At 54.7% G+C, this 25,082-nt stretch carries 18 protein-coding genes; 14 read left to right on the plus strand and 4 right to left on the minus strand.

Translation table 11 applies throughout. The features are described 5' to 3' along the window. The 7 genes from ACFQPC_RS01465 to ACFQPC_RS01495 all read left to right on the plus strand — a co-directional run bounded on the left by ACFQPC_RS01465 (window position 1) and on the right by ACFQPC_RS01495 (window position 6,768). A complete protein-coding gene (locus tag ACFQPC_RS01465; RefSeq protein ID WP_382271851.1) occupies window positions 1–798 on the plus strand; it encodes an ABC transporter ATP-binding protein in 798 nt (265 codons plus the stop codon). A gap of 20 nt (window positions 799–818) precedes the next feature. After that, entirely contained in the window at window positions 819–2,060 is a 1,242-nt protein-coding gene (locus ACFQPC_RS01470; RefSeq protein WP_382269877.1) for an ABC transporter substrate-binding protein, read from the plus strand. Window positions 2,061–2,062: 2 nt separating this feature from the next. After that, a complete protein-coding gene (locus ACFQPC_RS01475; RefSeq protein ID WP_382269878.1) occupies window positions 2,063–2,830 on the plus strand; it encodes an ABC transporter permease in 768 nt (255 codons plus the stop codon). Window positions 2,831–2,966: 136 nt separating this feature from the next. After that, a complete protein-coding gene (locus ACFQPC_RS01480; protein WP_382269879.1) occupies window positions 2,967–3,860 on the plus strand; it encodes a TauD/TfdA dioxygenase family protein in 894 nt (297 codons plus the stop codon). A 40-nt stretch (window positions 3,861–3,900) separates the two neighbouring features. Then, complete coding sequence (locus ACFQPC_RS01485) at window positions 3,901–4,944, plus strand: ABC transporter substrate-binding protein (protein ID WP_382269880.1); 1,044 nt, start codon at window positions 3,901–3,903, stop codon at window positions 4,942–4,944. Window positions 4,945–5,002: 58 nt separating this feature from the next. Continuing rightward, a complete protein-coding gene (locus ACFQPC_RS01490) occupies window positions 5,003–5,887 on the plus strand; it encodes an ABC transporter ATP-binding protein (RefSeq protein WP_382269881.1) in 885 nt (294 codons plus the stop codon). Next, window positions 5,884–6,768, plus strand: coding sequence for an ABC transporter permease (locus ACFQPC_RS01495; protein ID WP_382269882.1), 885 nt, complete (start codon window positions 5,884–5,886; stop codon window positions 6,766–6,768). Before ACFQPC_RS01490 ends, ACFQPC_RS01495 begins: the two co-directional genes overlap by 4 nt. 46 nt (window positions 6,769–6,814) lie before the next feature. On the opposite strand, the gene ACFQPC_RS01500 is transcribed toward ACFQPC_RS01495, so the two are convergent. Next, the gene (locus ACFQPC_RS01500) at window positions 6,815–7,735 is read right to left on the minus strand and encodes an IclR family transcriptional regulator (RefSeq protein WP_382269883.1); all 921 of its coding nucleotides are present in this window, start codon (window positions 7,733–7,735) and stop codon (window positions 6,815–6,817) included. Window positions 7,736–7,952: 217 nt separating this feature from the next. Here ACFQPC_RS01500 and ACFQPC_RS01505 point away from each other — a divergent pair, with 217 nt between their 5' ends. Genes ACFQPC_RS01505 through ACFQPC_RS01515 form a run of 3 tightly spaced genes read left to right on the plus strand, consistent with a single transcriptional unit; the run spans window position 7,953 to window position 11,174 of the window. Next, complete coding sequence (locus tag ACFQPC_RS01505) at window positions 7,953–9,587, plus strand: MFS transporter (RefSeq protein WP_382269884.1); 1,635 nt, start codon at window positions 7,953–7,955, stop codon at window positions 9,585–9,587. 16 nt (window positions 9,588–9,603) lie between these two features. Beyond that, window positions 9,604–10,554 (plus strand): carbon-nitrogen hydrolase family protein, encoded by a 951-nt coding sequence (locus tag ACFQPC_RS01510; protein WP_382269885.1) that lies wholly within the window; start codon window positions 9,604–9,606, stop codon window positions 10,552–10,554. After that, entirely contained in the window at window positions 10,554–11,174 is a 621-nt protein-coding gene (locus ACFQPC_RS01515; RefSeq protein ID WP_382269886.1) for a flavin reductase family protein, read from the plus strand. Before ACFQPC_RS01510 ends, ACFQPC_RS01515 begins: the two co-directional genes overlap by 1 nt. A gap of 64 nt (window positions 11,175–11,238) precedes the next feature. Here ACFQPC_RS01515 and gcvA read toward each other — a convergent pair whose 3' ends face one another. Then, the gene (gcvA, locus tag ACFQPC_RS01520; RefSeq protein WP_382269887.1) at window positions 11,239–12,156 is read right to left on the minus strand and encodes a transcriptional regulator GcvA; all 918 of its coding nucleotides are present in this window, start codon (window positions 12,154–12,156) and stop codon (window positions 11,239–11,241) included. Between the two features lie 139 nt (window positions 12,157–12,295). Between gcvA and ACFQPC_RS01525 the strand changes: the two genes are divergently transcribed. Further along, window positions 12,296–13,072: an SDR family NAD(P)-dependent oxidoreductase gene (locus ACFQPC_RS01525; protein WP_382271852.1), complete on the plus strand. Its 777-nt coding sequence runs from the start codon at window positions 12,296–12,298 to the stop codon at window positions 13,070–13,072. Between the two features lie 68 nt (window positions 13,073–13,140). On the opposite strand, the gene ACFQPC_RS01530 is transcribed toward ACFQPC_RS01525, so the two are convergent. Continuing rightward, complete coding sequence (locus ACFQPC_RS01530; RefSeq protein WP_382269888.1) at window positions 13,141–15,681, minus strand: autotransporter outer membrane beta-barrel domain-containing protein; 2,541 nt, start codon at window positions 15,679–15,681, stop codon at window positions 13,141–13,143. 118 nt (window positions 15,682–15,799) lie between these two features. After that, window positions 15,800–17,908, minus strand: coding sequence for an autotransporter family protein (locus ACFQPC_RS01535; protein WP_382269889.1), 2,109 nt, complete (start codon window positions 17,906–17,908; stop codon window positions 15,800–15,802). 376 nt (window positions 17,909–18,284) lie between these two features. Here ACFQPC_RS01535 and ACFQPC_RS01540 point away from each other — a divergent pair, with 376 nt between their 5' ends. The 3 genes from ACFQPC_RS01540 (at window position 18,285) to ACFQPC_RS01550 (ending at window position 25,004) form a co-directional block, all read left to right on the plus strand. Beyond that, window positions 18,285–19,037, plus strand: coding sequence for a PAS domain S-box protein (locus ACFQPC_RS01540; protein WP_382269890.1), 753 nt, complete (start codon window positions 18,285–18,287; stop codon window positions 19,035–19,037). Between the two features lie 224 nt (window positions 19,038–19,261). Beyond that, window positions 19,262–22,096 carry a jacalin-like lectin gene (locus tag ACFQPC_RS01545; protein WP_382269891.1) on the plus strand — a complete coding sequence of 945 codons (2,835 nt, stop codon included), beginning with the start codon at window positions 19,262–19,264 and terminating at the stop codon, window positions 22,094–22,096. A gap of 136 nt (window positions 22,097–22,232) precedes the next feature. Next, window positions 22,233–25,004 (plus strand): jacalin-like lectin, encoded by a 2,772-nt coding sequence (locus tag ACFQPC_RS01550; RefSeq protein ID WP_382269892.1) that lies wholly within the window; start codon window positions 22,233–22,235, stop codon window positions 25,002–25,004. The last annotated feature ends 78 nt before the right edge of the window (window positions 25,005–25,082 follow it).

Below are 25,082 nucleotides of genomic sequence, written 5' to 3' on the forward strand. Positions count from 1 at the left end.
ATGACGGTAACGGACGTGAAGGCCGCCACGCAAGACGATATTGCGCTGGAAGGAAGGAAGCTGCGCTTTGGCTATTCCGATAGCAAGGCGGTATTCGATGATGTATCGCTCACCGTCAACAAGCGTGAAATCGTTTGCCTGCTTGGTGGCAGCGGTTGTGGCAAGTCGACCTTGTTACGCGTATTGGCGGGTTTGGCGCAAGCCAATAGCGGCAGTGTGTCTTTCCTCGGCAAGCCGGTGCTGGAACCGCATCCACGTACTGCACTGATTTTCCAGCAGGCCAGTCTCTTGCCGTGGCTGGATGTGGTCGGCAACGCCGGTTTCGGCCTCGACTTCGCACGCCAGCCGGAGATAGACAAGACAACGCGCAAGCAGCGTATCGCACAAGCGGTGGATGCGGTCGGCCTGCGCGGCCATGAACATGTATTCCCGGCCCAGCTGTCGGGTGGCATGGCGCAGCGTGTCGCACTGGCACGAGCCCTGGCGCGTGAGCCGGAATTATTGTTTGCCGATGAGCCATTCTCTGCACTGGATGCAATCACGCGTTCAGAAATGCAAGCCTTGCTGGTAGACCTGGTGCATCGCTGGCATACCGCGGTTTTACTGGTCACGCATGATATCGATGAAGCGATCCTGGTCGCGGATCGTATTTTGTTGATGGGCGGCCAGCCGGGCCATATCGTGCATGAATGGCAGATGAACATTCCGCGTCCGCGCGAAGATTACGGCAACGATGTAAGCCAGCTGCGGCTGGAGATCCTTGCTGCGCTGAGAGATTTACGTGTTATTTCCGATTGATAGACCTTAAAGAGACCATCATGGAATTCAAGAAAACAGAACAAAAAATACATATTTGCGCTTCTTCCGATTGCGATTGCGGGATGACACGTCGCGACTTCCTGCGCATGTCGGCATTGGCCAGTGCCAGCGTCGCCGCGCCATTGTTATTCGCCGGTGATGCACAGGCACAAAACTTCAAGGGCGATGACCAGCCGGTGAAGATCGGTTATTTGCCGATTACCGATGCCACGCCCTTGCTGGTAGCACATGGCCGCAAGTTGTTTGAAGAGCAGGGCTTGCGCACCGAAGCGCCGCGCCTGTTCCGCAGCTGGGCACAAATCATCGAAGCGTTTGTTTCCGGCCAGGTGAATGTGATTCACTTACTTTCACCGGCCACGCTGTGGGTACGTTACGGTTCCAAGTTCCCGGCCAAGGTGGTCGCATGGAACCATACCAATGGTTCCGCGCTGACGGTGGCGAATGAAATCAATTCGATAGGCGACTTGGGCGGCAAGACATTTGCGATCCCATTCTGGTATTCGATCCACAACATCCTGCTGCAAAAAATCCTGCAAGCCAATAAATTGACGCCTGTCACGCGTGCACGGGGCGAAGCGATCAAGTCGAATGAAGTCAACCTGATCGTGCTGGCACCGTCGGAAATGGTGTCTGCACTGGCGACCAAATCGATAGCCGGTTATATCGTCGCCGAGCCATTCAATGCGAATGCGGAAATCAATGGCATCGGCAAGATCCTGCGTTTCTCCGGCGACGTCTGGAAAAACCACGCCTGCTGTGTGACCTTCCTCGCCGAACGCGACCTGGTCGAGCGTCCCGAGTGGTCGCAACGGGTGACGAATGCCATCGTCAATGCGCAATTGTGGAGCCGCTCCAACCAGGCCGAGACCGCCAAGCTGATGGCCTCGACCGGACCGAATCGCTATACCCCGCATTCCTTGCAGGCACTGACCAAGGTCTTGGTGGCGACCGATTACTCGAGCTACGAAAAGAACGGCATCATCGTGCACAAGGATTGGAACCAGCGCCGTATCGACTTCCAGCCCTTCCCGTTTGCTTCCTACACCGAAGAGCTGGTACGTGCGATCACGACGACCAAGGTCGAAGGCGACAGCAAATTCCTGGCGACGCTGGATCCGAAGTTTGCCGCCAAGGACCTGGTTGACGACCGTTTCGTGCGCAAGGCAATTACTGCTGCGGGCGGACCCGCGGCCTTCGGTTTGCCGGCCAACCTCTTGCGTACTGAAACGGTGGCCGTATAAACATGCTGATGCGCATATTCCTGCCACTGGCAGGGCTGGTCATTGCCATCTTTTTATGGGGACTGGGTGTGTCTGCGCTGGATGCGAAGACGCCGATTGCCGCGGCGTTTTCGCCCTTGAATACTGCTGTTGCATTCAGGGAGATGATAGTCGGGCCGGATATCTGGCTGCATGTCTTCCTGAGCCTGAAGCGGGTCGCGGTGGGTTTAATCATCGCCATCGCAGTCGGGGTGCCGCTGGGTATCCTGGTGGCGACGTCCCGCATATTTTCGCAAAGTACCTCACCGTTGTTCCAGTTGTTGCGCATGGTATCGCCGCTGTCGTGGATGCCGCTGGCGGTGATGGTATTGGGGGTAGGTGATGCACCGGTTTATTTCCTGCTGGCTTTCGCGGCGGTGTGGCCGGTCTTGCTCAATACCGTGGCTGGTGTGAAACAGCTGGATCCGAACTGGTTGTTGCTGGCACGCAGCTTGTCGGCGACGCGACGCGAGACCGTATGGCGCGTGATCCTGCCGGGTATTACCGCACACATCCTGACCGGTGTACGGCTGGCGATAGGGATCATCTGGATCGTATTGGTACCGGCCGAAATGCTGGGTGTATCGGCAGGCCTGGGTTACTTCATCCTCGACACGCGTGACCGCCTGGCTTATTCGGAATTAATGGCGGCGATCATCCTGATCGGCATACTGGGCTACTTACTGGACTACGCAGCGCGTACTGCGCATGCAAGATGGTTGCATGTAAAGAAGTCTGAACACATTAGTTAACACTTGTTTCACAGATATCAGCAGCGACAGGACGTGCATTAAAAACCGCATATAGTTAAGCGGAATGATTCGTTTGCGATGGCAGACCCGGCAGATAAACTTATTTCATTATCTGCTAAGTACATGGTTTTTAATTATGTCTGCCCTTCCTGTCTCTGCTGCAAGGTCGTCTTCCGCCACTTCCTTCAAGATCCAGTTATTTGATGCACCGCTGGGTGCCGAGTTAATCGGCCTGGATCTTACACGTCCGCTGGCTGATGCTGATTTTTCCCGTGTGCATCAGGCACATCTGGATCATCACTTGCTGGTGTTTCGCGATCAGCAAATCACACCCGCACAGCAAATTGATTTCAGTCGTCGCTTCGGTGCGTTGCAGATCCATGTGCTGCATCAATTCCAGTTGCCTGGTCATCCGGAAATCCTGATCATCTCGAATATCAAGGAAAACGGCCAGCCTATAGGCCTCGGCGATGCCGGTCATTTCTGGCATTCCGATTTGTCCTATGTGGAAGTGCCGAGCCTGGGTTCCATGCTGCATGCGCAGGAATTGCCGGCTGAAGGTGGCGATACGCTGTTTGCCAATATGCACCTGGCCTGGGATACGCTGGATGCGCATCTGCGCAACAAGGTCGCGAACCTGAAAGCAGAGCACAGTTACCTGGCGCAATACGCAGAACTGCAACGTCGCAATCCGTGGCGTCCGAATCTAACCGCAGAACAAATCGCCAAGGTCAAACCGGTCTTGCAACCAGTCGTGCGCACACATCCGGAAACCGGCCGTAAAGCCCTGTTCGTCAGTGAACATTTCACGACGCGCATAGATGGCTTGCCGGAAGATGAAAGTCGCGACCTGCTCAATCAATTATTTGAACACAGCGTCAAACCGGAACACGTCTATCGCCATCGCTGGCAAGCGCAGGACCTGATTTTTTGGGACAACCGCTCGCTGATGCACCTGGCAGCCGGCTGTCCGGAAGACCAGCGGCGCAAGTTGTACCGCACCACGATAGAAGGCGATGCGCCGTTCTAAACCGCATTTCATTATTTCCATTATTTTTTTCGGAGTTTCCATGCCTCATTTGAATCGCACTTATCCTGCTTCGCGCCGTCGCTGGTTGGGCGCCACTTTCAGCGTTATCGCCGTCGCCACGGCTTTGTTGTCGGCCTCGCCGGCACGCGCCGAAGGAAAAATCAGCATCGCCCAGCAATTCGGTATCGGTTACCTGATCCTCGACGTAGTGCGTGATCGTCAACTGATTGAGAAATACGGCAAACAACAAGGCATAGACATCCAGGTGGATTGGGCCAGCATTTCCGGCGCGACTGCGATGAACGAAGCCTTGCTGGCCGGTGCACTGGATGTGGTGTCGGCCGGCGTCCCGCCTATGCTGACGATGTGGGATCGTACACGCGGCAAGCAAAACGTGAAGGCAGTGGCCGCGCTGGGTTCCCTGCCCAACTATCTGTTGTCGAACAATCCGGCGGTGAAAACCTTGAAAGACTTGAGCGATAAAGATCGCATCGCAGTACCTGCCGCCGGTGTCGGCTTCCAGTCGCGTACCTTGCAGATAGAAACCGCGCGTCAGTTCGGTAAGGATAACTTCAAGAAGTTTGACAATATCTCGGTCAGCCTGCCACACCCGGATGCGACTGCAGCCCTGATTGCAGGCGGCTCGGAAATTAATACGCATTTCTCCAGCGCACCGTTCTATTACCAGGCGCTGGCAGCAAACAGCAATGTGCATAAAGTGATCAGCTCTTATGACATCCTCGGTGGCCCTGCGACTTTCAATGTGCTTTACACGACGCAGAAATTCCACGATGAAAATCCCAAGACTTACAAAGCCTTCTATGCCGCATTGGTCGAAGCTGCACAGTTGATCAAGGCCGACAAGGCGAAAGCGGCGGATACCTTTATCCGTATCCAAAAGTCGAAGTTGTCACCTGAGCTGGTGCGCAAGATCGTTGAAGACCCGGAAAACGATTTCACCGTTTCGCCACACCGTACTTTCGTCTACGCCGATGAATTGCAAAAACTGGGCGTGATCAAAAACAAGGCTGCATCATGGAAGGATTACTTCTTCGAAGAAGCCTACGCACAACCGGGTAGCTGATTATCATGATTTCACGTTTTTTGTTTCGTATCGTTGATGGATCGGTGGAGGTGGCGCTATGAATAACACGGCTATCCTGCGTGGCACTTCGGGCTTCATTCCTGTCGCACCCGCTGCACGCGATATCGGGAACGGAAAGCGTGACGTGGAAGTCTTGCCTGCTTTCGCCCCCTTGCTGCAGGTGGATGACGTCAGCCTTGAATACCGTACGCGCGAGCGTGTGGTGCGTGCCACGCACCGTGTAAGCTTCGATGTCCATCAGGCGGATAGGTTCGTCTTGCTGGGACCATCCGGTTGTGGCAAGTCGACGCTCTTGAAAGCCGTCGCCGGTTTCATTCCACCGGTCGAGGGTGAAATCCGCCTGGATGGCAAAGCCGTCACTGCGCCGGGGCCGGATCGCATCGTGGTATTCCAGGAATTCGATCAATTGTCGCCGTGGAAGACGGTCAAACAAAACGTCGTCTTCCCCTTGCTGGCGTCACGGACCCTGGGGCGCAAGGAAGCGGAAGAGCGTGCCTTGCACTATCTGGCTAAAGTCGGCCTGAGCAAATTCTCCGATGTACATCCGCATCAATTATCTGGCGGCATGAAGCAACGGGTGGCGATTGCCCGTGCACTGGCGATGCAGCCGCGCGTACTGTTGATGGATGAGCCGTTCGCGGCACTGGATGCACTCACGCGCCGCAAGATGCAGGAAGAATTGCTGCAACTGTGGGATGAAGTGCGTTTCACCTTGTTGTTCGTGACGCACTCGATCGAAGAAGCGCTGGTGGTCGGCAATCGCATCGCCTTGCTGTCACCGCATCCGGGGCGCATGCGGGCGGAAATCAATAGCCACGATTTTTCGCTGGCCAGCCTGGGCAGCACCGAATTCCAGAATACGGCACAACGCATCCATCACATGTTGTTTGAAGAAGAGCAGGAAGCGAGCGTGCAAGTATGAGTGCGAACATTACCGGCAGCCTGAATCCACCGGTCCGTCCGGAATATGAGCTTAAGCTGAAACCGTTTACCGAATTGCCGGTAGAGCGTGAATTACCGCTGGGCTCACGCTTGTGGGCGCAAGGCTGGTTGCGCAAGAGCGTGATCCTGGTGGTGCTGGCCATCATCTGGGAAGTGGTGGCGCGCTGGCAAAATAATGAATTGCTATTGCCTACCTTTAGTGCCACTGCACAAGCGCTGGTCGAAGGTATCAGCAGCGGCGAATTGTTAGCCAAGGTCGCGATTTCCTTGTCGGTATTGCTGCAAGGTTATGCAATAGGTGTGCTGGCCGCTTTCATCCTGACCACGCTGGCCGTCTCGACCCAACTCGGCCGTGATTTGCTGGATACGCTGACTTCCATGCTCAATCCATTACCGGCGATTGCCTTGTTACCGTTGGCTTTACTCTGGTTTGGCATAGGACGTGGCAGCCTGGTGTTTGTCTTGGTACATTCGGTGTTGTGGCCGATGGCTTTGAATACCTATGCCGGTTTCCAGGGTGTGCCGGATACCTTGCGCATGGCCGGACGTAATTATGGCTTGCGCGGTATTCCTTATGTCCTGCAGATATTAGTGCCGGCCGCCTTGCCTGCCATCCTGTCCGGTTTGAAGATAGGATGGGCTTTCGCCTGGCGTACTTTGATTGCCGCCGAGCTGGTATTCGGTGCCTCGTCGGGCAAGGGCGGCCTCGGTTGGTATATCTTCCAGAACCGCAACGAGCTGTATACGGACAAGGTATTTGCCGGGCTGGTAACCGTGATCCTGATTGGCCTGCTGGTAGAGAATATCGTGTTCCGCACTTTGGAAAAAGCGACGGTGCAGCGCTGGGGTATGCAGCGTTAGGAATTCAAATCATTGAAAATAAAAAAACCGCCTTTCGGCGGTTTTTTTATTTACCGGCGACTTCCTTGCCAAAGCCGGCATCCTGAGATATCTGCAAGGCGCGCGCCTTGAGTGTCTTGGCGGTGACACCCTGCAAATCATCATCGAGCACGCCCATGGGTCCCATCAGGGTAATGGCGGCGATCATTTCGCCAAGATGGTCGAAGACAGGGGCCGACAGCGAAGTGAAGTGCGGCAGCAAGGCGTCGCGGCAACGGCTCAAGCCATTTTCCTTGACGCTGGCCAGCATCTTTTCGATATCCGCTGCCGATTGCGGCAAATCGGAATGGCTGGGCGCATGCTTGTCGTCGAGTTTGATTTTCAATTCCTGCTTCAGCAATTCACCGGTAATCGTGCGCGGCAAATGGGAAAGGAAGTTGCGGCCCAAAGCCGAATTCAACAAAGGCAGGACGCTGCCGACGCGTAATTCGAGGATAGGGCGGCTGGCACCGCCTTCGATGCGGTAGACAATGGTCGGGCCGCGATTGCCCCAGACGCCGAGGAATACCGTATGGCCGACCGTCGCCGCCAGTTCGGCCATCACCGGACGTGCGGCGGTAAATACGTCGAACTGCTCCAGCGCCGCCATCCCCAACTTCAACGCATAGGGACCGAGGCCGTAATGGCCGCTGTCGGCTTCCTGCCGGATCACGCCCACTGCCTGGAAGCTGACCAGGTAGTAATGCACATTCGCCACCGCCATGCCGGCACTCTCGGCAATCTGGCGCAAAGGCAGCGGACGCCCTGCGGTACGCAGTACATCCAGGATGCGGAAACCTATTTCTATTGATTGAATGCCACGTCGCCTGGATTGCTCCGGTGCGTCTTTGTGGGGCGTACCGGCGCGCGCTTTTGGTGCTTTTGTCGCGACAGCTTTCTTGGCCGGTTTGGCGGCGGGCAGGGCTGTGGCGGGTTTTATTTTTGGCATTTTTCCAACATAAAAATGAAATATGGGCTCACGCAAGCATAGCAAATTAACGGCTCTTCCCTCTGGAGAAATAGCGCTGCAGGCGGGAATTAATGCTGGTTCACGGGACAGAAAATAAATTTGCACTTTTATTTGATAATGCTATATTCATTAAACAATATCAAATATGGCATGCATCTTGCTGAATTCCCAAGCCAAAATTTAACCCGGAGGAATCATGACTGCAGCATCTATAACCAGTACCGAGGCAGACGTATTTACTGCCAAGGAAGAGCGTCAGGTCGTACTCGCTTCAACCTTGGGCACCATCTTTGAGTGGTATGACTTTTTCATTTATGGCTCGCTCGCGATCTTCATGAGCTCGGTCTTGTTCCCGCCGGATAATCCGACCGCTGCCTTGCTGGCATCGCTGGGTGCACTGGCGGCGGGTTTCGTGATCCGGCCTATCGGTGCGGTGCTGTTCGGTTACCTGGGCGATCGCCTCGGCCGCAAACACACCTTCCTGCTGACCATCATCATGATGGGCGGCAGTACCGCCCTGATCGGTTTCCTGCCCAGCTATGCATCGGTCGGACATGCCGCGTGGATTTCGCTGGTGGTGCTGCGCCTGATCCAGGGCCTGGCAGTTGGTGGTGAATATGGTGGTGCGGTGATTTACGTGGCCGAACACTCGCGTCCGTCACGTCGTGGGTTGCTGACCGGCTGGATCCAGATTACTTCATCGATGGGTTTGATCCTCTCCATTGCCGTGATCCTCGGTACCCAGGCCACGATGGATATGGCTTCCTTCAAGGAATGGGGCTGGCGCGTTCCTTTCATCATCTCGATTGCGATGCTGATTTTCTCGGTCTATGTCCGTGCCAAACTGCATGAATCGCCGGTATTCACGCGCCTCAAAGCGCAAGGACGACTGTCGAAGAATCCGGTGCGCGATACCTTCTTCAAATGGCCCAGCCTGAAAATGATTTTGCTGGCTTTGTTTGGTGTGACTGCAGGCCAGGGCGCGACTTACTTTACCGGCCAGTTCTACGTCATGATCTTCCTGCAGCAAGCGGTGATGCTGGACCAGCGTACCGTGTACACGCTGATTTGCATCGGCTTCCTGATAGGTGCGCCGGCCTTTGTATTTTTCGGCTGGTTGTCCGATCGCCTCGGACGCAAGTGGATCATGATGGCGGGTTTGTTCATTGCGGCACTTTGCTATCGCCCGATGTTTGCTTCCTTGCTGGAAGCCGGTAATCCGGCTTTGGCTGCAGCAACCTTGTCGACGCCTGTTACGGTACATGCAAACGCCAAGGATGGCGCATGTAGTTTCAGCATAGGTGCATCCTTTGTCAGTGCACATCCTGACCATGCCAAGCCATGCGTACAGGCGAAGAAAATGCTGGTCGGTAACGGCATCAACTTTGAATATGCGGAACCGATAGCCGGACAAGCGGTGGCGATGACAGTCAAGGGACAAACCATCAATGGCTTCGATGCCAAAGCTTATCGCGCAGCACTGACCGAAGCAGGCTATCCGGCCAAGGCCGATCCCGAACAAGTCAATAAAGGCCGCATCCTGTTGCTGTTGGTCTTGATGACGGTGGTAGTGGCGATGGTGTACGGTCCGGTGGCTGCCTACCTGGTGGAATTGTTCCCGCCGAATATCCGCTACACCGCCTTGTCCTTCCCGTATCACATTGGTGCCGGTATCTTCGGCGGCTTCCTGCCATTCTGTGCAACTTATCTGGCACTGGCCGGTGGCAATATCTTTGCCGGACTCTGGTATCCGGTCGTGATTACGGCAGTGACCGGCGTGATTGGCAGCCTCTTGCTGCCAAATACAAAAACGGCAGTCAAAGACATTTAATCGAACAGGATTTGATATGACGATCTTCAAGGTAGCGGTGGCACAAGCCGCATCCCATCCTGATGATGCACAGGCATCCGCGGCGAAAGCCGTGGACCTGATCGGGCAGGCACAGCGGGCCGGTGCCGGCTTGCTGGTTTTTCCAGAAGCCTTCCTCGGTGGCTATCCGAAAGGCGCGTCTTTCGGTGCGCCGGTCGGCATGCGCAAACCGGAAGGGCGGCAGGCGTATCTGGATTACTTCAATCATGCGATAGACCTGCATGGCCCGGAAGTCGAAGCGATAGCCGAAGCGACGCGCAATACCGGCATGTTTGCGGTGATCGGTTGCATAGAACGGGAACTGGGTACTTTGTATTGCACGGTCTTGTTCTTCAACGGTGCACAGGGCCTGGTCGGCAAGCATCGCAAGTTGATGCCGACCGCCGGGGAACGTTTGATCTGGGGCTTCGGTGACGGTTCGACGATGCCGGTATTTGATACGCCGCTGGGAAAAATCGGTGCCGTCATTTGCTGGGAAAACTATATGCCCATGCTGCGCATGTATATGTACAGCCAGGGCATAGGTATCTACTGCGCACCAACAGCCGATGACCGGGATACCTGGGTGCCGAGCATGCAGCACATCGCTTTGGAAGGACGCTGCTTTGTGTTGACCGCGTGCCAGTACATCAAGCGTTCCGCTTATCCGGCGACACATGAATGTGCATTGGGTGATGATCCGGAGACCGTACTGATGCGTGGCGGCAGTGCAATTATCGATCCGCTGGGCAAGGTCCTGGCGGGGCCGAATTTCGAAGGTGAGGCCTTGCTTTACGCCGAGATAGATACTGAGCAGATAGTGCGTGGGAAATTTGATTTTGATGTGGCCGGACACTATGCACGTCCCGATGTGTTCCAGCTGGCGGTCGACACCCGCGCCAAATCTGCGGTCATCATTCAGCAAGACAATATGGAGCAGGGTAAATAATGCAATTCGATATGGAGCAATTGTCTGCTGATAAGCGCTACAAATTGCTGACGGCGACGGTCACGCCACGCCCGATTGCCTGGGTCACCAGCCAGTCGGCTGATGGCGTGGTGAACGCAGCACCGTTTAGTTTTTTTAACGTGATGGGACATGAACCGCCTACCGTGACGCTGGGTTTGTTGCGCAAGGCGGATGGCGGTTATAAGGATACGGCCGCAAACATCATGGCTACCGGCGAATTCGTGATCAACCTGGTATCGGAAGCGATGGCCGAGAGCATGAATGAAACCTGCACCAATGCGCCGCCCGAAGTCGACGAGCTGCAATTGGCGGGTTTAAGTGCAGTGCCATCACTGGCAGTGGCACCGCCGAGGATTGCCGGTTGTCCTGTGTCATTTGAATGCCGCAGCCTGTCATCCATCGTGACCGGCCCGTGCCAGGTGATAGTGGTGGCAACCGTATTACAGGCACATATCGAAGATGAGTTCTTGCTGGATACCGAACGTTGCCATGTCGACACGCCGGCATTGAAGCTGGTCAGTCGCATGCACGGCAGCGGCTGGTATGCCCGTTCGACTGATTTGTTCCAGCTTACGCGACCCAGTTACAAAGCCGGCTAAATAAAGCAATCCTAAGACGGTTCGCGAAATAGCCACGGTAGAGAAATCTATACGTGGCTTTTTTTTAAGTAATAGTCCGTGCTTCGACAAGCAACCAGTCGCGGAAGGCAGCCAGTCTTGGCAAGCTCGCACGCTCGGCACGGTAGACGATAAAGTAGGCGAGCGGTGACGTAAATTTGATATCAGGGAAGAGTCTCACCAACCGACCCGCCGCCACATCATCTCGTGCCATGACGCTGCGTGCCAATGCGATGCCTTGGCCGTCGATCGCCGCCTGCAATACCGCCGCTGAGTTATTGATGCGCATGCCGCGCATCGTCTCCGTATGATCCACGCCGGCGACTTTGAGCCACTGCTTCCACGATGGAAAATCCTTGTGGCTCTCTATCGACAAATCATGGATCAGGGTTTCTTTACCAAGGTCTGCAGGTTTGCGCAGGCGCTGCTTCTGGTGCAACAGTAGCGGCGAACAAACCGGATAAATTTCTTCATCCAGCAGTTTCTCCGCTATCAGTCCCGCCCAGTCTCCGTTGCCATAACGCACGCCTATATCTATACCGAGCGCGACAAAATCCACCGGTTTAAGGCTGGTGTCCAAGCGCACATCCGTGTCCGGCCATGCCGCCTGGAATGTATCGATACGGGGTAGTAACCATTTTGCGGCGAAGGCGGGGCTGACCGTTACCGTGAGTACGCCATTGATTGCCCCTTCTTTAAGTCGTTCCAGACCCAGGCTTAGTTTATCCAGGCCTGCGCGTATCTCGGGCAGGGCGCGCTGCGCGGCTTCCGTTGCGACGAGCCGGGCACGACCACTCGCGCTGCGATTAAACAGAGGAGTTCCCAGCCAATCTTCGAGGCTGCGCACGAGCTGGCCAACCGCTGCAGGTGTCACATTGAGTTCCGCTGCTGCCGCGGAAAAGCTGTGGTGCCGGGCGCTGGCTTCGAATGCGCGCAATGCATTCAGGTAGATAGGAGATTTCATGACGATAAAGATTTTCTTTTAATAAGAAACACTTTATCTCATTTGTGGCATTTGCGGCATGAGAGAAGAATAAGCGACTACAGGATAAGGAATTTATCCTTAAATCAAGATTAATTAACTTCTACAAAGAGGCATGATGATGAATAGTTTTTCTTCCAAAGTGGCAATAGTCACCGGCGGTGGTTCCGGTATAGGTAAAGAAGTCGCAGCTCGTCTGGTAAAAGCTGGCGCGAACGTGGTGATTGGCGGCCGGGATGCAGCCAAGCTGCAGCGCGTCGCTACGGAAATTGATCCAAGTGGTGACCATGTCCGCTTCCATGCGGGCGATATCGCACAGCCGGCCACTGCGGCAGCTTTGGTCGATTTGGCGAAACAGGCTTTTGGTGGGGTGGATATCCTGATAAACAACGCAGGCGTGTTCCGGCCGAAAGCTTTCCTCGACGTAGAGGAGGCAGAATACGACTGGTTCCTCGATACCATCCTCAAGGGGAAATTCTTTATGGCACAAGCTGCGGCCAAAGCAATGCAATTGCGCGGTGGTGGTGCGATTGTGCAAACCGGTTCCTTGTGGGCCTTGCAGGCAATCGGGGCGACGCCGTCGGCGGCTTATTCGGCTGCGAATGCAGGTGTGCATGCACTCACACGTAACCTGGCGATCGAACTGGCCGCTTCAAATATCCGTATTAATACTGTTGCGCCCGGTGTGGTGGAAACACCTGTCTACAATACCTTCATGAGTGAAGATCAGGTAAAGGCAACCCTACCAGCATTCAATGCATTTCATCCTTTGGGGCGGAATGGCCAACCGGCAGATGTGGCTGAAGCGATCCTGTTCCTGGCATCGACGAATGCTTCATGGATTACCGGCACGGTGTTGTCGGTAGATGGTGGTGTGATGGCCGGCCGTCAAGCATAGAGTCACAGGCAATAAGTCCGTAAAAAAGGCGAACAGTAGTTCGCCTTTTTGTTGTGTAAATGAATTGATCAGAACATCCACTTCGCCCGCACTGAAGCAGACTGGTTCAGATAATCGCTGCGGCTTTCCGCGTCGTAGCGCACGCTGACTTCGGTGCCATTAGCTGTAGTGTGGGTGTAGCCGATACCGCCACGTACCAGCCACGGCGATAGCTCTATGCCGCTGGTGACAAATGATAATCCTGCTGCACCCGCATAAGCTGCCACGATCGCACCGGGTTTATTGATGGTGTCGTAGCCTACGCCCAAATACGCATCCAGGCGCGAGGTGGGTGAGAATCGATGTTGTAGGTATGTATCCGCACCCAGCACTAAGGCATCAGTCTTTTGCGATGCGACATTCAGGTTCAAGGCATCGGCACCGGTTTCTTGGTAGCTTTGTGACTTGAGCCAGGTATAGTCGGCGCGCAGCGCGGGTGTCAGGCTCGTTGTGTCGCTCAAGGCAAACTGTTGCCTGAGGGCTGCACCGACATGCGCACTGTAAGTACGGTAGTCGGCACGGGCGCTACGGTTCAAGCCGCCGAAGTTGAGCTGGCGCTTGCTGTCGTTATCACTCACACCAAGGTCGGCCTGCCAGGAAAGACTACGTTCTTGCCCCAATTCCTTGCTGCCATATGCAGAGAACAAGTGGGAAGAAATATTGGAATCTTGTGCGGTGCCCGCCAGATCGGTATTGCCGTTGACGGATGTCTTTGCGTAACCATAGGCCAGGCCAACACGGGTTCCTGCTGCCACTTCCGCATCCGCACCGAAGCCCAATCCCCAGCTATCTGCACTGAAACCGGACGCTCCCTTGCGGTCATCCTGGTCGGCGCGTGAACCAAACACGCGGCCCCAGATTTGTTTGTCCTTCAGCGCATCACCGGAAGATAACCCCGTGTTGCCACCGATACGATTCTGGATCACATTCTGGAACGTACCCAGAGTTCCTAGTATGGCTTGATGACCGGACGCCAACGGCAAGGTTTGTGTCGCTGCGCGTGCCACTGCGCGATTGTCTGGTAGTTGACCGAAGGCATTGATGACATTGCCCATATCGCCTGTCACACCATTATTCAATTGGGTATCGAGCACGCCTGCGGCGTCCAGGGCTGACCATATACGCTGTTCGATGACGGTATCGCGTATACCGGTTCCCAAGCTGCTATTGGCGACGACGCGTAAATCAATATCGTTGCCATTGCGGACTTGCCGGAAGTTGAAGAGGGCGGAGTTGTCTCTGATATTAAAGGTCGAAGCATTCAACGTCCCGGCGCTGATCACACGGGCCAGTACCTGGTTGATGCCTAGTGTATTGACAGTGGCGACATCGACATTGATGCGGGCACCGGGCGCGAAGTTGGCTGTGCCTGTGACGAGCAGTTTGCCGTAGTTGCTATCGCTGCTCGCACCGATTTGCAACAAGCCGGTAGCGCTTTGCGTATAGTTGGCAGTCGTTAATGTCACGCCGGGTGTTGCCGCTGTGCCGATTACTACGCTGCCATTATTGCTAAAGGTATTGCTGCCACTCCAGTTTTGGTTGCTTACAAAATTGAGCGTAGCAGCATTGTTGACGGTGATGGTGCCGACATGGGCAGCGGCTTCGGCTGTAAAGTTGCCGTCTATCGTGATGGAAGAGGTGCCACCGCCGCTAATGTCGCCGCTAACGCGCGCCGTCGTACCGGTGATGCGCAAGCTGGCGGTATCGAGTGCGACTTTGCCATCCAGTATGCCGTTATTACTGATGCCACCAGTGATGGTGCCGCCGCGGTTGTCGATAGCATAGTCATCGGTGTTGCTGGATATCGTTCCACTGTTGAGTATGCCGGCCAGGTTACCGCTGATGGTACCGCTATTGACGATGCCCTGACTGATCAAGCCATTGTTTGTAATGCCGGCACCATTCGCATCGATAGCTTCTATCACGCCACCACTGGTATTGCGGATCCCACCGATGGAGTTTGTCGGGCGGCCATTTGTAATCCCTGAAGTTTTGCCACGGATGGTGCCGCTGTTGTCTATGCCGTTTGTAATCTGAAAAAAATTCAAAATTGCATGTGATGTATCGCCACTGACCGATTCGATTAAACCGGTGTTGGTGATCCGGTTGAGTACACCGATACCAAAGAGGGTGCCGATTGCCGCATTATTTTGTGTCGTCGCGTCGTTACGGATTGTTCCATGATTGATGATGTCTGCCGTGGTCGCACCTCCAATATACACGCTAACGGAATTGGGGAAGACGCCGGAAATAATTCCTTCATTCGTCACATTTCCTGCACCTGCATTCATATTAAGGGCATAGCTGGAAGAGAATGTGAGCGAGCCGATCGATGTAATGTTGACGCTTTCTCCTGAGTCCAGTGTGCATCTATCATTTATTGCTGAGTTGATAGTGGTGGCGGGCGAGGTACAACTATCCGCCCAGCTGCTGGCAGGTATGCCGGCCAGTGCCAGTGCACACGCGGAGGCAAATAGGCGGTAGTCGACATGACGTTTGCCAGCGACTGCTTCCGGTCGCAATGGATGGGAACCGAGGTTAAGGTAGGAGAGGCGATAATCAGTGCTCATGGCGGTGGTCCCGGAACGTATCGAAGGTGGCGTGATGTGTCGAGCATAGATAAATACGCATAGGGAAATCTTGTACGATGGTCTCAGTTTTGGATCATCGTTCTACTTGTTCCAGCCATCAAAAAGCCCACTTCGCTCGCACAGAAGCAGACTGGTGCAGATAATCGCTGCGGCTTTCCACGTCATAGCGCAAGCTGACTTCGGTGTCATTGTCTGTGCGATGGGTATAGTCGATACCGCCACGCAGCAGCCACGGGGTATGATCTATTCCATTGCTCACAAACGACAAGCCGGGCGCGCCGGCATAGGCCGCAACGATATTGCCGCTTTTGTTGATCGTGTCATATCCGACACCAAAATTGGCTTCGAAGCGGGAAGCGGGCGATAGGCTATGTAGCAAGTGCAGGTCTGCACCCAATACCAAGGCATCAGTCTTTTGCGATGCGACATTCAGGTTCAAGGCGTCGGCACCGGTTTCCTTATAGCTTTGTGACTTGAGCCAGGTATAGTCGGCACGCAGTGCTGGCGTCAGGGTCGTTGTTTCGCTCAAGGCAAACTGTTGCCTGAGGGCGGCACCGACATGGGCGCTGTAAGTACGGTAATCGGCACGGGCAGTGCGGTTCAAGCCGCCGAAGCTGAGCTGGCGTGTGCTGTCGTTATCACTCACACCAAGGTCGGCCTGCCAGGAAACACTACGCTCTTGGCCCAATTCCTTGCTGCCATACGCAGAGAACAGGTGGGAAGAAATATTGGAATCTTGTGCGGTGCCCGCCAGATCAGTATTGCCGTTGACGGATGTCTTTGCGTAACCATAGGCCAGGCCAACACGATTACCAGCTGCTACTTCCGCATCAACACCGAAGCCCAATCCCCAGCTATCTGCACTGAAACCGGCTGATCCTTTGCGGTCATCCTGGTCGGCGCGTGAACCAAAGATGCGGCCCCAGATTTGTTTGTCCTTCAAGTTATCACCGGAGGATAGTCCCGTATTGCCGCCGATACGATTCTGGATCACATTCTGGAAAGTACTCAAAGTCCCTTGTATGGCTTGATGACCGGAGGTCAGTGGCAGCGTTTGTGTGGCCGCACGCGCTACAGCGCGATTGTCCGGCAGTTGACCGAAGGCATTGATGACATTGCCCATATCGCCTGTGACACCATTGTTCAATTGGGTATCGAGTACACGTGCGGCATCCAACGCAGACCATGTACGCTGCTCGATGACGGCATCGCGTATGCCGGTCCCCTGGTTGCTATTGCCGACGATGCGCAAGTCGACATCGTTGCCATTCCGGATTGCCTGGAAGTTGAAGAGGGCGGAGTTGTCGCTGACGTTGAAGGTGGAAGCGTTCAATGTGCCGGCCGAAATAACGGCGTTGAGTGTTTGATTGACTGCGAGCGTGTTGACACTTGCCACATCGACGGCGATCCGTGCTCCGGCGGCAAAGGTCGCCGTGTTGTTGACGGCCAGCCGGCCGTAATTGCTTGTACTGGATGCGCCTATGCCGAGTATCTGGCCGACAGCCTGCGTATAGCTGTCGAAACGCAAGGTACCGGCAGCGACGGTGGTGTTGCCGCCATAGCTGTTATTGCCTGCAACGCTTAAGATTCCCGCACCGAGTTTGGTCAGGCCGCCGACGCCTTGCAGTAGCGAAGGTGTTGCGATGGCAATGTTGAAACCATTGCTGTCGATATAAGCGCCGCCGCCGAGCAAATTGATGCCGGCAGGGTTGAAATTGCGGAGGAAGTTTAGTTCGCTAGCACTGGCGCGCAGGATGCCGCCATCGAAGTTGATGACGCCTGCACCTCCCGCACCTACTTCGACATAGCTGGTTTCCAGTATCCCGCGTGCGACATTGTTGCCGTATAAATTGAGGGTGCCTGTGCCGGGTGTGGCTGCCGGGCTCCATCCCAAGGTCACCGACGGTGTAGTCACTTTGCCGCCGTCTTCAATACGTACCTCGCCGACATCCCCGTTGGAGCCTATGTACAGGGCTCCAGTCATGTTCCAGTGCGAGCCGGTTCCGCTCACGATGGCCGATAGATAGTCGCCGCCGTTACAGGGGTTAACAACGGCAGACGGACTATTGACAGTCACACCATTCCGGACCTCGAGATCATTGCCCCAACCCTGGCATGCCAGTGCGTACGGCGCGGCCAGGAATAAGAGCGCACCGGTGGCGGTGCGGATGCCGTGGATGACGGTAGTCCGGGCTGGGCGTTGCATGATGAATTCCCTGAATGAATTGGAAGGGGCGAACCGCGTTGCAGGCGTGGAGTTTTATTTTCTTTACCATTTTCCCCGATGGCAGAAATGTTAAAAATAGCGAGAGGAAAAGTAAATACTGCAAATGCAGTAGACCGGATGCAGGTTTGCCGGTGTTTTTATGCATCGGATTGTGTCTTTGTCGCTGTGGGCTGGTTAAATCGCGCATGTAGTTTGAATACAGGCATGCAAGCATGCGCGTGATTCCGTAAAATGCTTTAACTCAGCTATGTGCGACGCCGGCTACGAATAGTGACGGATAGTTTTTACAAGCTGATCGAGTGGCCCGTCACTTGCTTATGTTTAGCCAACTACAGTTTCAAATTGATTACCTGATATGACGACCGACGCCGGGCAGAACTTGTTGAATGAGCATGAGATGCAAATGGAAGTAACAAGCAGTCCTCCGAAAAGCGATTACGGCGATTTGATGCTGGATGCGATTTGTGCGGTAGGTGCAGACAGCAAATGCCTGTCGGTGAAAGGTGCATGCGAGCGTATCTTTGGCTATACGCCGGAAGAGATGGTAGGCAAGTACATGCTGGACCTGGTGCATCCCGATGACAGGGATAGAACCGAGCAATCGATAGATCGTGTCATGGGCGGATACCTGCAGCGCTATTTTGAGAACCGCTATATCCGCAAGGATGGCAGCGTGGTCTACATCAGCTGGTCCGCTTCCTGGTCCGAAGAACATCAGGTCAGGATAGGTGTGGCACGGGATATCACCGACCGCAAGTTCGACCACGGCGAAGTGGTCGCACCGCAACTCATACCCGAATACACAAAATACTGGCAATTGTCTGCATCACCACGTCGCCTGATTTCACCGAACGGCGTCAGTATTGCGCTCTCCGAACAGGATCACATCGTATTGCTGGCGCTGATGAGCGGCGGCGAATGTGTGACGCGCAGAAGCATAGTCGATGCACTGGGTGAGGATTACATCGAGTATGACCAGCGTCGCCTGGATACCCAGATGAATCGCCTGCGCCGCAAAGTCGAAGAGGCATCCGGTCAATCCCTGCCGGTCAGTACCTTGCGTGCCATCGGTTATCGCTTCCACGAGCAAAGCAAAATCTGCGCTTGAGTTGTACCCTGCAGCCGTCCGGCACGGCTCGCTCCCGTCATCTTCCCGTCATAAAACCACATCTGCCATCGGGTCTGCGCGACCCGGTATGGTGCAGTTCGCGCTCGTTTGTGTGCAACGCGAGAAGTCGCCGCATTTTGCTCAGGATTGCTTAGAGTTGCTCATGAAGTTTCTACCTGGAAATGTCTACACTCTTGCCATTCTTGGTGAACAGGGTAGTAAACATGGACTCTTCCGCAACTGCAGCGCGCTTTTCGGTTTCTCGCATCCTCAAAAAAACGTTCACTCTTGCCGGTTTCTTCCTGGTAGCCAGCCTGGCTGTCCAGCAATCTGCACACGCCAGTGATGCACCTAATATCAAACCAGCACTGAAAAAAATGCTGGGCGGCCTGGCGCTGGACGTCAAGGATGACTTGCAGAAAATGGTCAGTGACCTGAAGAAGACCAGCTGTGGTGGCGGCCTGAGTGGTTGCTACTCCACCAGCAAGGGTAAGGTCCAGCTGTATTTCTTCACCAGCAATAGTGCACAACAAACCTTCATCATCGTAGTCGACAAACAGATAGCGATGCCTAAGCTGTTTGGCAACAAGGTGCAGAATGTGATGGGGCAAACCTCGTTGCGCTCGCTGATGATTTCGATTTCTACTGCTGAATTCGACCTGACCACGGCACGCATGCCGGCCGATCTGAAGAAGGTCGTCGACGAAAGCTATTTTGGTGTGAGTTCGCTGAATTTCGCAGCTGGTGCACAGATGGCAGCGCGTGCGAACCTGGGTGGACCGATCAAACTGACGATGGAATCGCTGGGCGTACGCGCTGATCAGCTGACCATGCGTGCGGCGATCGTGATGCCTATCCCTATGGATATTTCCAGCGGCGCAGGTACCGGTATTGACGTCGCCAGCGAGATGGCGGATGGCGCAACCATGAAGCAAGCCGGTGCCAAGGCAGCCATGCCGGAAGCCTTCGTCGAGTTCCAGTTCGCCCCTGGCTCCAGGCTGCCTATGATGCTGCCGCCGGTCACGTTGACGGATGCAACCTTCTTCATCAATAACAGCCTGACTTTCGGTTACAAGGGTAATGCCCAGTTCCAGGGTGTAGGCGACAAGAAGATCCTGCTGCAATTCCAGACGCCGTTGACACCTGAAGGCGCGATGGACTTCCTGGACTTCAATTTCCGCATGGCGACCCCGGCTTCGTTCACGATGGAAGATGCGGCACGTGTCATCGTTGCGATGGCATCGCCTGATCCGCGCCTGGCCAAATATGGTGGTGGTTTCATCCGTGGTGTTGGTTCGTTCAAGGAGCCATTGCTGGCGATGGCCAAGCCTCTGGCCATGTTCAAGATGAAGAATCCGAACCCACCGCCTGAATACAAATTCGGCGATGCGACCAAACCATGGCCGGAGAATGACAAGTACTTCAATATCATCGTACTGGGTCCATTGGCAGACGGCGGGCCGTATTACGCCTCGGGTGGTCAGGTTGCGGCCTTTGGTCAGACCCTGGGCTGGACCGATGTGTCGGCAGGTGTTAATGGCTATTACAACGGTGCAGGTGCAGATGTATCGCTGCGACTGGGACCATTGGGCAAGGTGCCGTTCCGCCTGTCGCAGGAAACCCGCATCGACATGAAACACCAGGACATGGCTTTCAAAGGCAATCTGGCCGGACAAAAAATCGCGATTGTGATGGGTCCGACCAAGATGAGCATAGAAGTCAATGCCAGCTGTATCAATCCGTTTGAAATCAAAACATCACTTGAGATCAAACCGACTACCGATCTGGCGCAGATTTTTGATGCCGAAGGCGGCGTCAACGTCGATCCGTCGAAGATCACCGGTTGTATCGGCAAGGAACTGGAAGCCGCTTATCGCAAGATCGCCGGCGAGTACAAAAACCTGAGTGGTTACACGGCTGATATGGCCAATGCGGAATTGAAGAAAATTTCCGATGCAGCGCTGATGGTGACCAAAGCCGCCGAAGATGCAGCGAAGAAGGCCGCAGCAGAATCGCAGAAAGCAGCAGAAGACGCAGCCAGGGCATCGCAAAAGGCAGCTGAAGATGCCGCCAAGGCCGCACAGAAGGCAGCCGATGACGCTCGTAAGCAGTATGAAAAAACCAAGGACGCGGCACGCGACGTTGCCAATAAGACCGCAAATGCTGCGAGCAATGCGTTCAGGGATGCGGGTAATGCATTCAAGCGCATAGGCAAGAAAAAGAAACACAAGAAAGGCCCGGATCCTAAGTTTGCAGGTTCGGTATTCGATTGGGACTACTACTACGACAATAATCCCGATTTGCGTGGTGGCGATTTGCAATCACACTGGAAAGACTTTGGCTTCAAGGAAGGTCGTCGCGGCAGCCTGGAGTTCGATGCAAATTACTACTACGCACGCTATGCGGACGTAAGACAGAAGTGTCCGGGCAACCTGCAATGTGCATTGCAACACTGGCTGGACTACGGCATCGAGATGGGGCGCCAGGGTAGCCCCGACTTCAGCGTTGTCGATTACATGAACCGTTATGGCGATGTACCACGTACGCTGGCACCGGAGGATGATCCTGATGCGCTCGAGCATTGGCTGACGGTAGGTTCCGATGCGGGCCGTGACGGCAGGCCGGCTTCCAAGGCAACGGGCGCATTTTCACCTCCGACGCGTTTCGGTGGTGGCGGTGGCTCACCGTGGAATGACGCCGCGCAATGCCAGAACACGCATGTCAGGGGTTTCCGCCTGAGTGTAGGCAAGCGTGTGGATGGTATCCAGTTCCTTTACGCCACTGGGCAATGGGGCGCACCGCACGGAAAAATGAAGAGTAAGTCGGCTGATGTGGTGTTTGCACCTGACGAATACATAGTGCGTGTCGACGTACGTAACGGCGAAAGTATGGACGCAGTAGGATTTATCACCAACAAGCGCAGTTACGGTATGTATGGCGGTGGTGGTGGCACCTTCGGTTCGTACTCGGTGACGGCGGGTGAAAAACTGGCTTGCGTCACCGGGCGATCCGGTGGCGAGGTAGACCAGCTCATCTTCTCTTCGACTGGGCAGCGCTAAGACCTGATAGGAATGGCCTCGGAACTCCGGGGCCATTCGTCGTTTACAGCAGGCAAAAATATCGCCAGGTCGCATGCCTGATTTCAATTTTCAGCCGCTTACCAAAAACATGTTTATAACCACGGAGTCTCTCTTGATGATCGTTAGAAAATGCCTGTTCAAGGCCTGCTGTATGTTGCTGCTCGCGTTGGCGGTACAGGCCCCGGTGCACGCGAACGGCGTACCCGACATCAAGCCTGCGCTGAAAAAGATGCTCGGCAGCCTGGCGACGGAGACCAAGCAAGACTTGCAAAAACTGGTCGGTGCCTTGCGTGAGACGCAATGCGGTGGCGGCCTGAAAGGCTGCTATGCGGCCAAACTGGATGCGGTTCAGTTGTACTTCTATACCAGTAACAACTTGCAGCAAACCTTCATCGTCGTGATCGATAAAGATATCCCGATGCCGAAGCTGTTTAGCTCAAAGATACAGTCTGTGCTGGGGCAGAGCCGTTTGCGCTCGCCGATGATTTCTATCTCTACTTCTGACTTTGACCTGACGGCAGACAGAATGCCGAATGACCTGAAGAAGATCGTCAACGACAGCTACTTCGGTGTCACCTCGATCCCATTCTCGGTCGGTGTGCAGATGGCGGCACGCATCAATATCGGTGGTGAGTTCAAAAACACGATGGAGAGTTTTGGCATCAAGGCTGATCAAATGACCATGCGTTCTGCGGTCGTGCTGCCGATTCCGTCGGATATCACGGGTGGTGCAGGTGCCGCGGCTGGTATTGCCAGTGATATTGCAGACGGCGCGACCATGACCAAAGCGGGCGTCGATGCGATGAAGCTGGAAGCCTTTGTTGAATTCCAGTTTGCGCCGGGCTCCCGCATTCCTTTGTTGCTGCCGCCGGTGACGCTGACCGATGCGACTTTTTTTATTAACAACAATCTGACCATAGGCTACAAAGGTAATGCCTCGTTCCAGGGTTTGAATGACAAAAAGTTTTTGATTCAATTCCAGACCCCGGTGCAACCGACCGGCGCAATGGATTTGGCGGACTTTGGATACCGCATCGCGACCCCGGCACGCTTTACGATGGAAGATGCGGCCAAAATCATGATTGCGATGGCCACCACTGATCGTCGACTGACCAAATACGGTGGTGGTTTCATCGGCGGTATCGATAAATACAAAGCAGACTTGCTGGCGGCGGCTAAACCCTTGTCTATGTTCCAGCTGGATAACCCGCGCCCGGCACCGGAATATCGCTTCGGTGATAAGACCAAACCTTGGCCTGACGATAACAAGTACTACAACATCGTTTCGTATGGGCCACTGGCTACTGGCGGGCCATATATGTCGCAAGGCAGTGCGGTCGGCTTCCTCGGTCAAAAGATTTCATGGATGGACTATACCGCTGGTTACAACGGCCTGTCGGGTAGCACAGGCAATAACATCACGCTCAAGCTGGGGCCACTCGGCAAGGTCACCTTCCGTATGGAGACCTTTGCGAAGGTAAATCAAGGCACGCAAGAGATAGGCATGTCGGGCAATTTTGCCGGCCAAAAAGTAGAAGTCATGCTGGGTACCAGCAAAATGACGATCTCGGTCAATGCCAGCTGCGTGAATCCGTTTGAGATCAAGGCGTCGGCTGACATCACGCCTACCCTCAATATCGCGGATGTGTTTGAAGGCCACGGTGGCGTCAACGTCGACCCGGCCAGCATCACAGGTTGTGTCGGCAAGGAGCTGGAGGCGGCATATCGCAAGGTGGCGGGGGAATTCCAAAATCTCGGCGGCTACTCGGCTGCGATGGCAAATGCAGAATTGAAAAAGATCGATGATGCGGCGAATTTAGTCAAGAAACAGGCGGAAGAAGCCGCGAATAAAGTCGCTGCAGAAAGCAAAAAAGCAGCGGAAGACGCGGCCAGGGCGGCAGAAAAAGCAGCAGAGGATGCACGCAGACAATACGAGAATACCAAAAATGCTGCACGTGACGTCGCCAACAAATCGGTGAGCGCGGCCACCAATGCATTCAAGGATGCCGGCAACGCCTTCAAGCGCATCGGCAAGAAAAAGAAACACAAGAAAGGTCCCGATCCCAAGTTTGCCGGCTCGGTCTTCGATTGGGACTACTACTACGACCACTATCCCGAGTTCCGTGGGCAGGATCTGGCTGCGCACTGGAGGGATAAGGGCTTTTATGAAAATCGCCAGGGTAGCCTGGAATTCAACCCTATCTACTATTACCACCGTTATGCGGACGTGAGCGCACAGTGCCCGGGAAGTTTGCTATGCGCCACGCAACACTGGCTTGATTACGGTATCGAGATGGGACGCCAGGGTAGTGCGGACTTTAACGTGGTTGACTACATGAACCGCTATGCCGACGTGCCACGCACGCTGGCACCGGAAGATGATCCTGACGCGCTTGAGCATTGGCTGACTTTTGGTGCCGACAATGGCCGTGATGGTAGCCCTAATTCGAAAGCAAGCACACCGTTCTCGCCGCCTATGCGTTTTGGTGGCCGCGGTGGCTCACCGTGGAACGATGCCGCGCAATGCCAGAGTTCGTATGTGGTTGGCTTCCGCATACGCGCCAACGGTCGCGTGGATGGCATACAGTTCTTGTACGCCAGCGGGCAGTGGGGTGCTCCGCATGGCAATCTGGGCAATCCACCTTACACCTATGAAATTGTGTTGCCGGCGGGGCAATACTTTACGGTCGCGCATATTCGCAGTGGTGACTCGGTAGATGCACTTGGCCTGATCAGCAACACAGGCGTAGGTTATGGCATGTTTGGTGGCAATGGCGGCACTTTCGCCGTGTATGGCGTCACCGCCGGTGAAAAACTGGCCTGCGTCACAGGGCGGTCCGCGCGGAACCTTGATCAGTTCATCTTCTCATCGACCGGACAACGTTAAGACCTGACTTTGATGGCCTCGGAACTTCGAAGCCATTCGTTGTTTACAACACATTCATTATTTTGTTTTTCCAGACTG

The sequence above is a fragment of the Herminiimonas glaciei genome, assembly GCF_042664955.1.
Lineage (GTDB): Bacteria > Pseudomonadota > Gammaproteobacteria > Burkholderiales > Burkholderiaceae_D > Oxalicibacterium > Oxalicibacterium glaciei.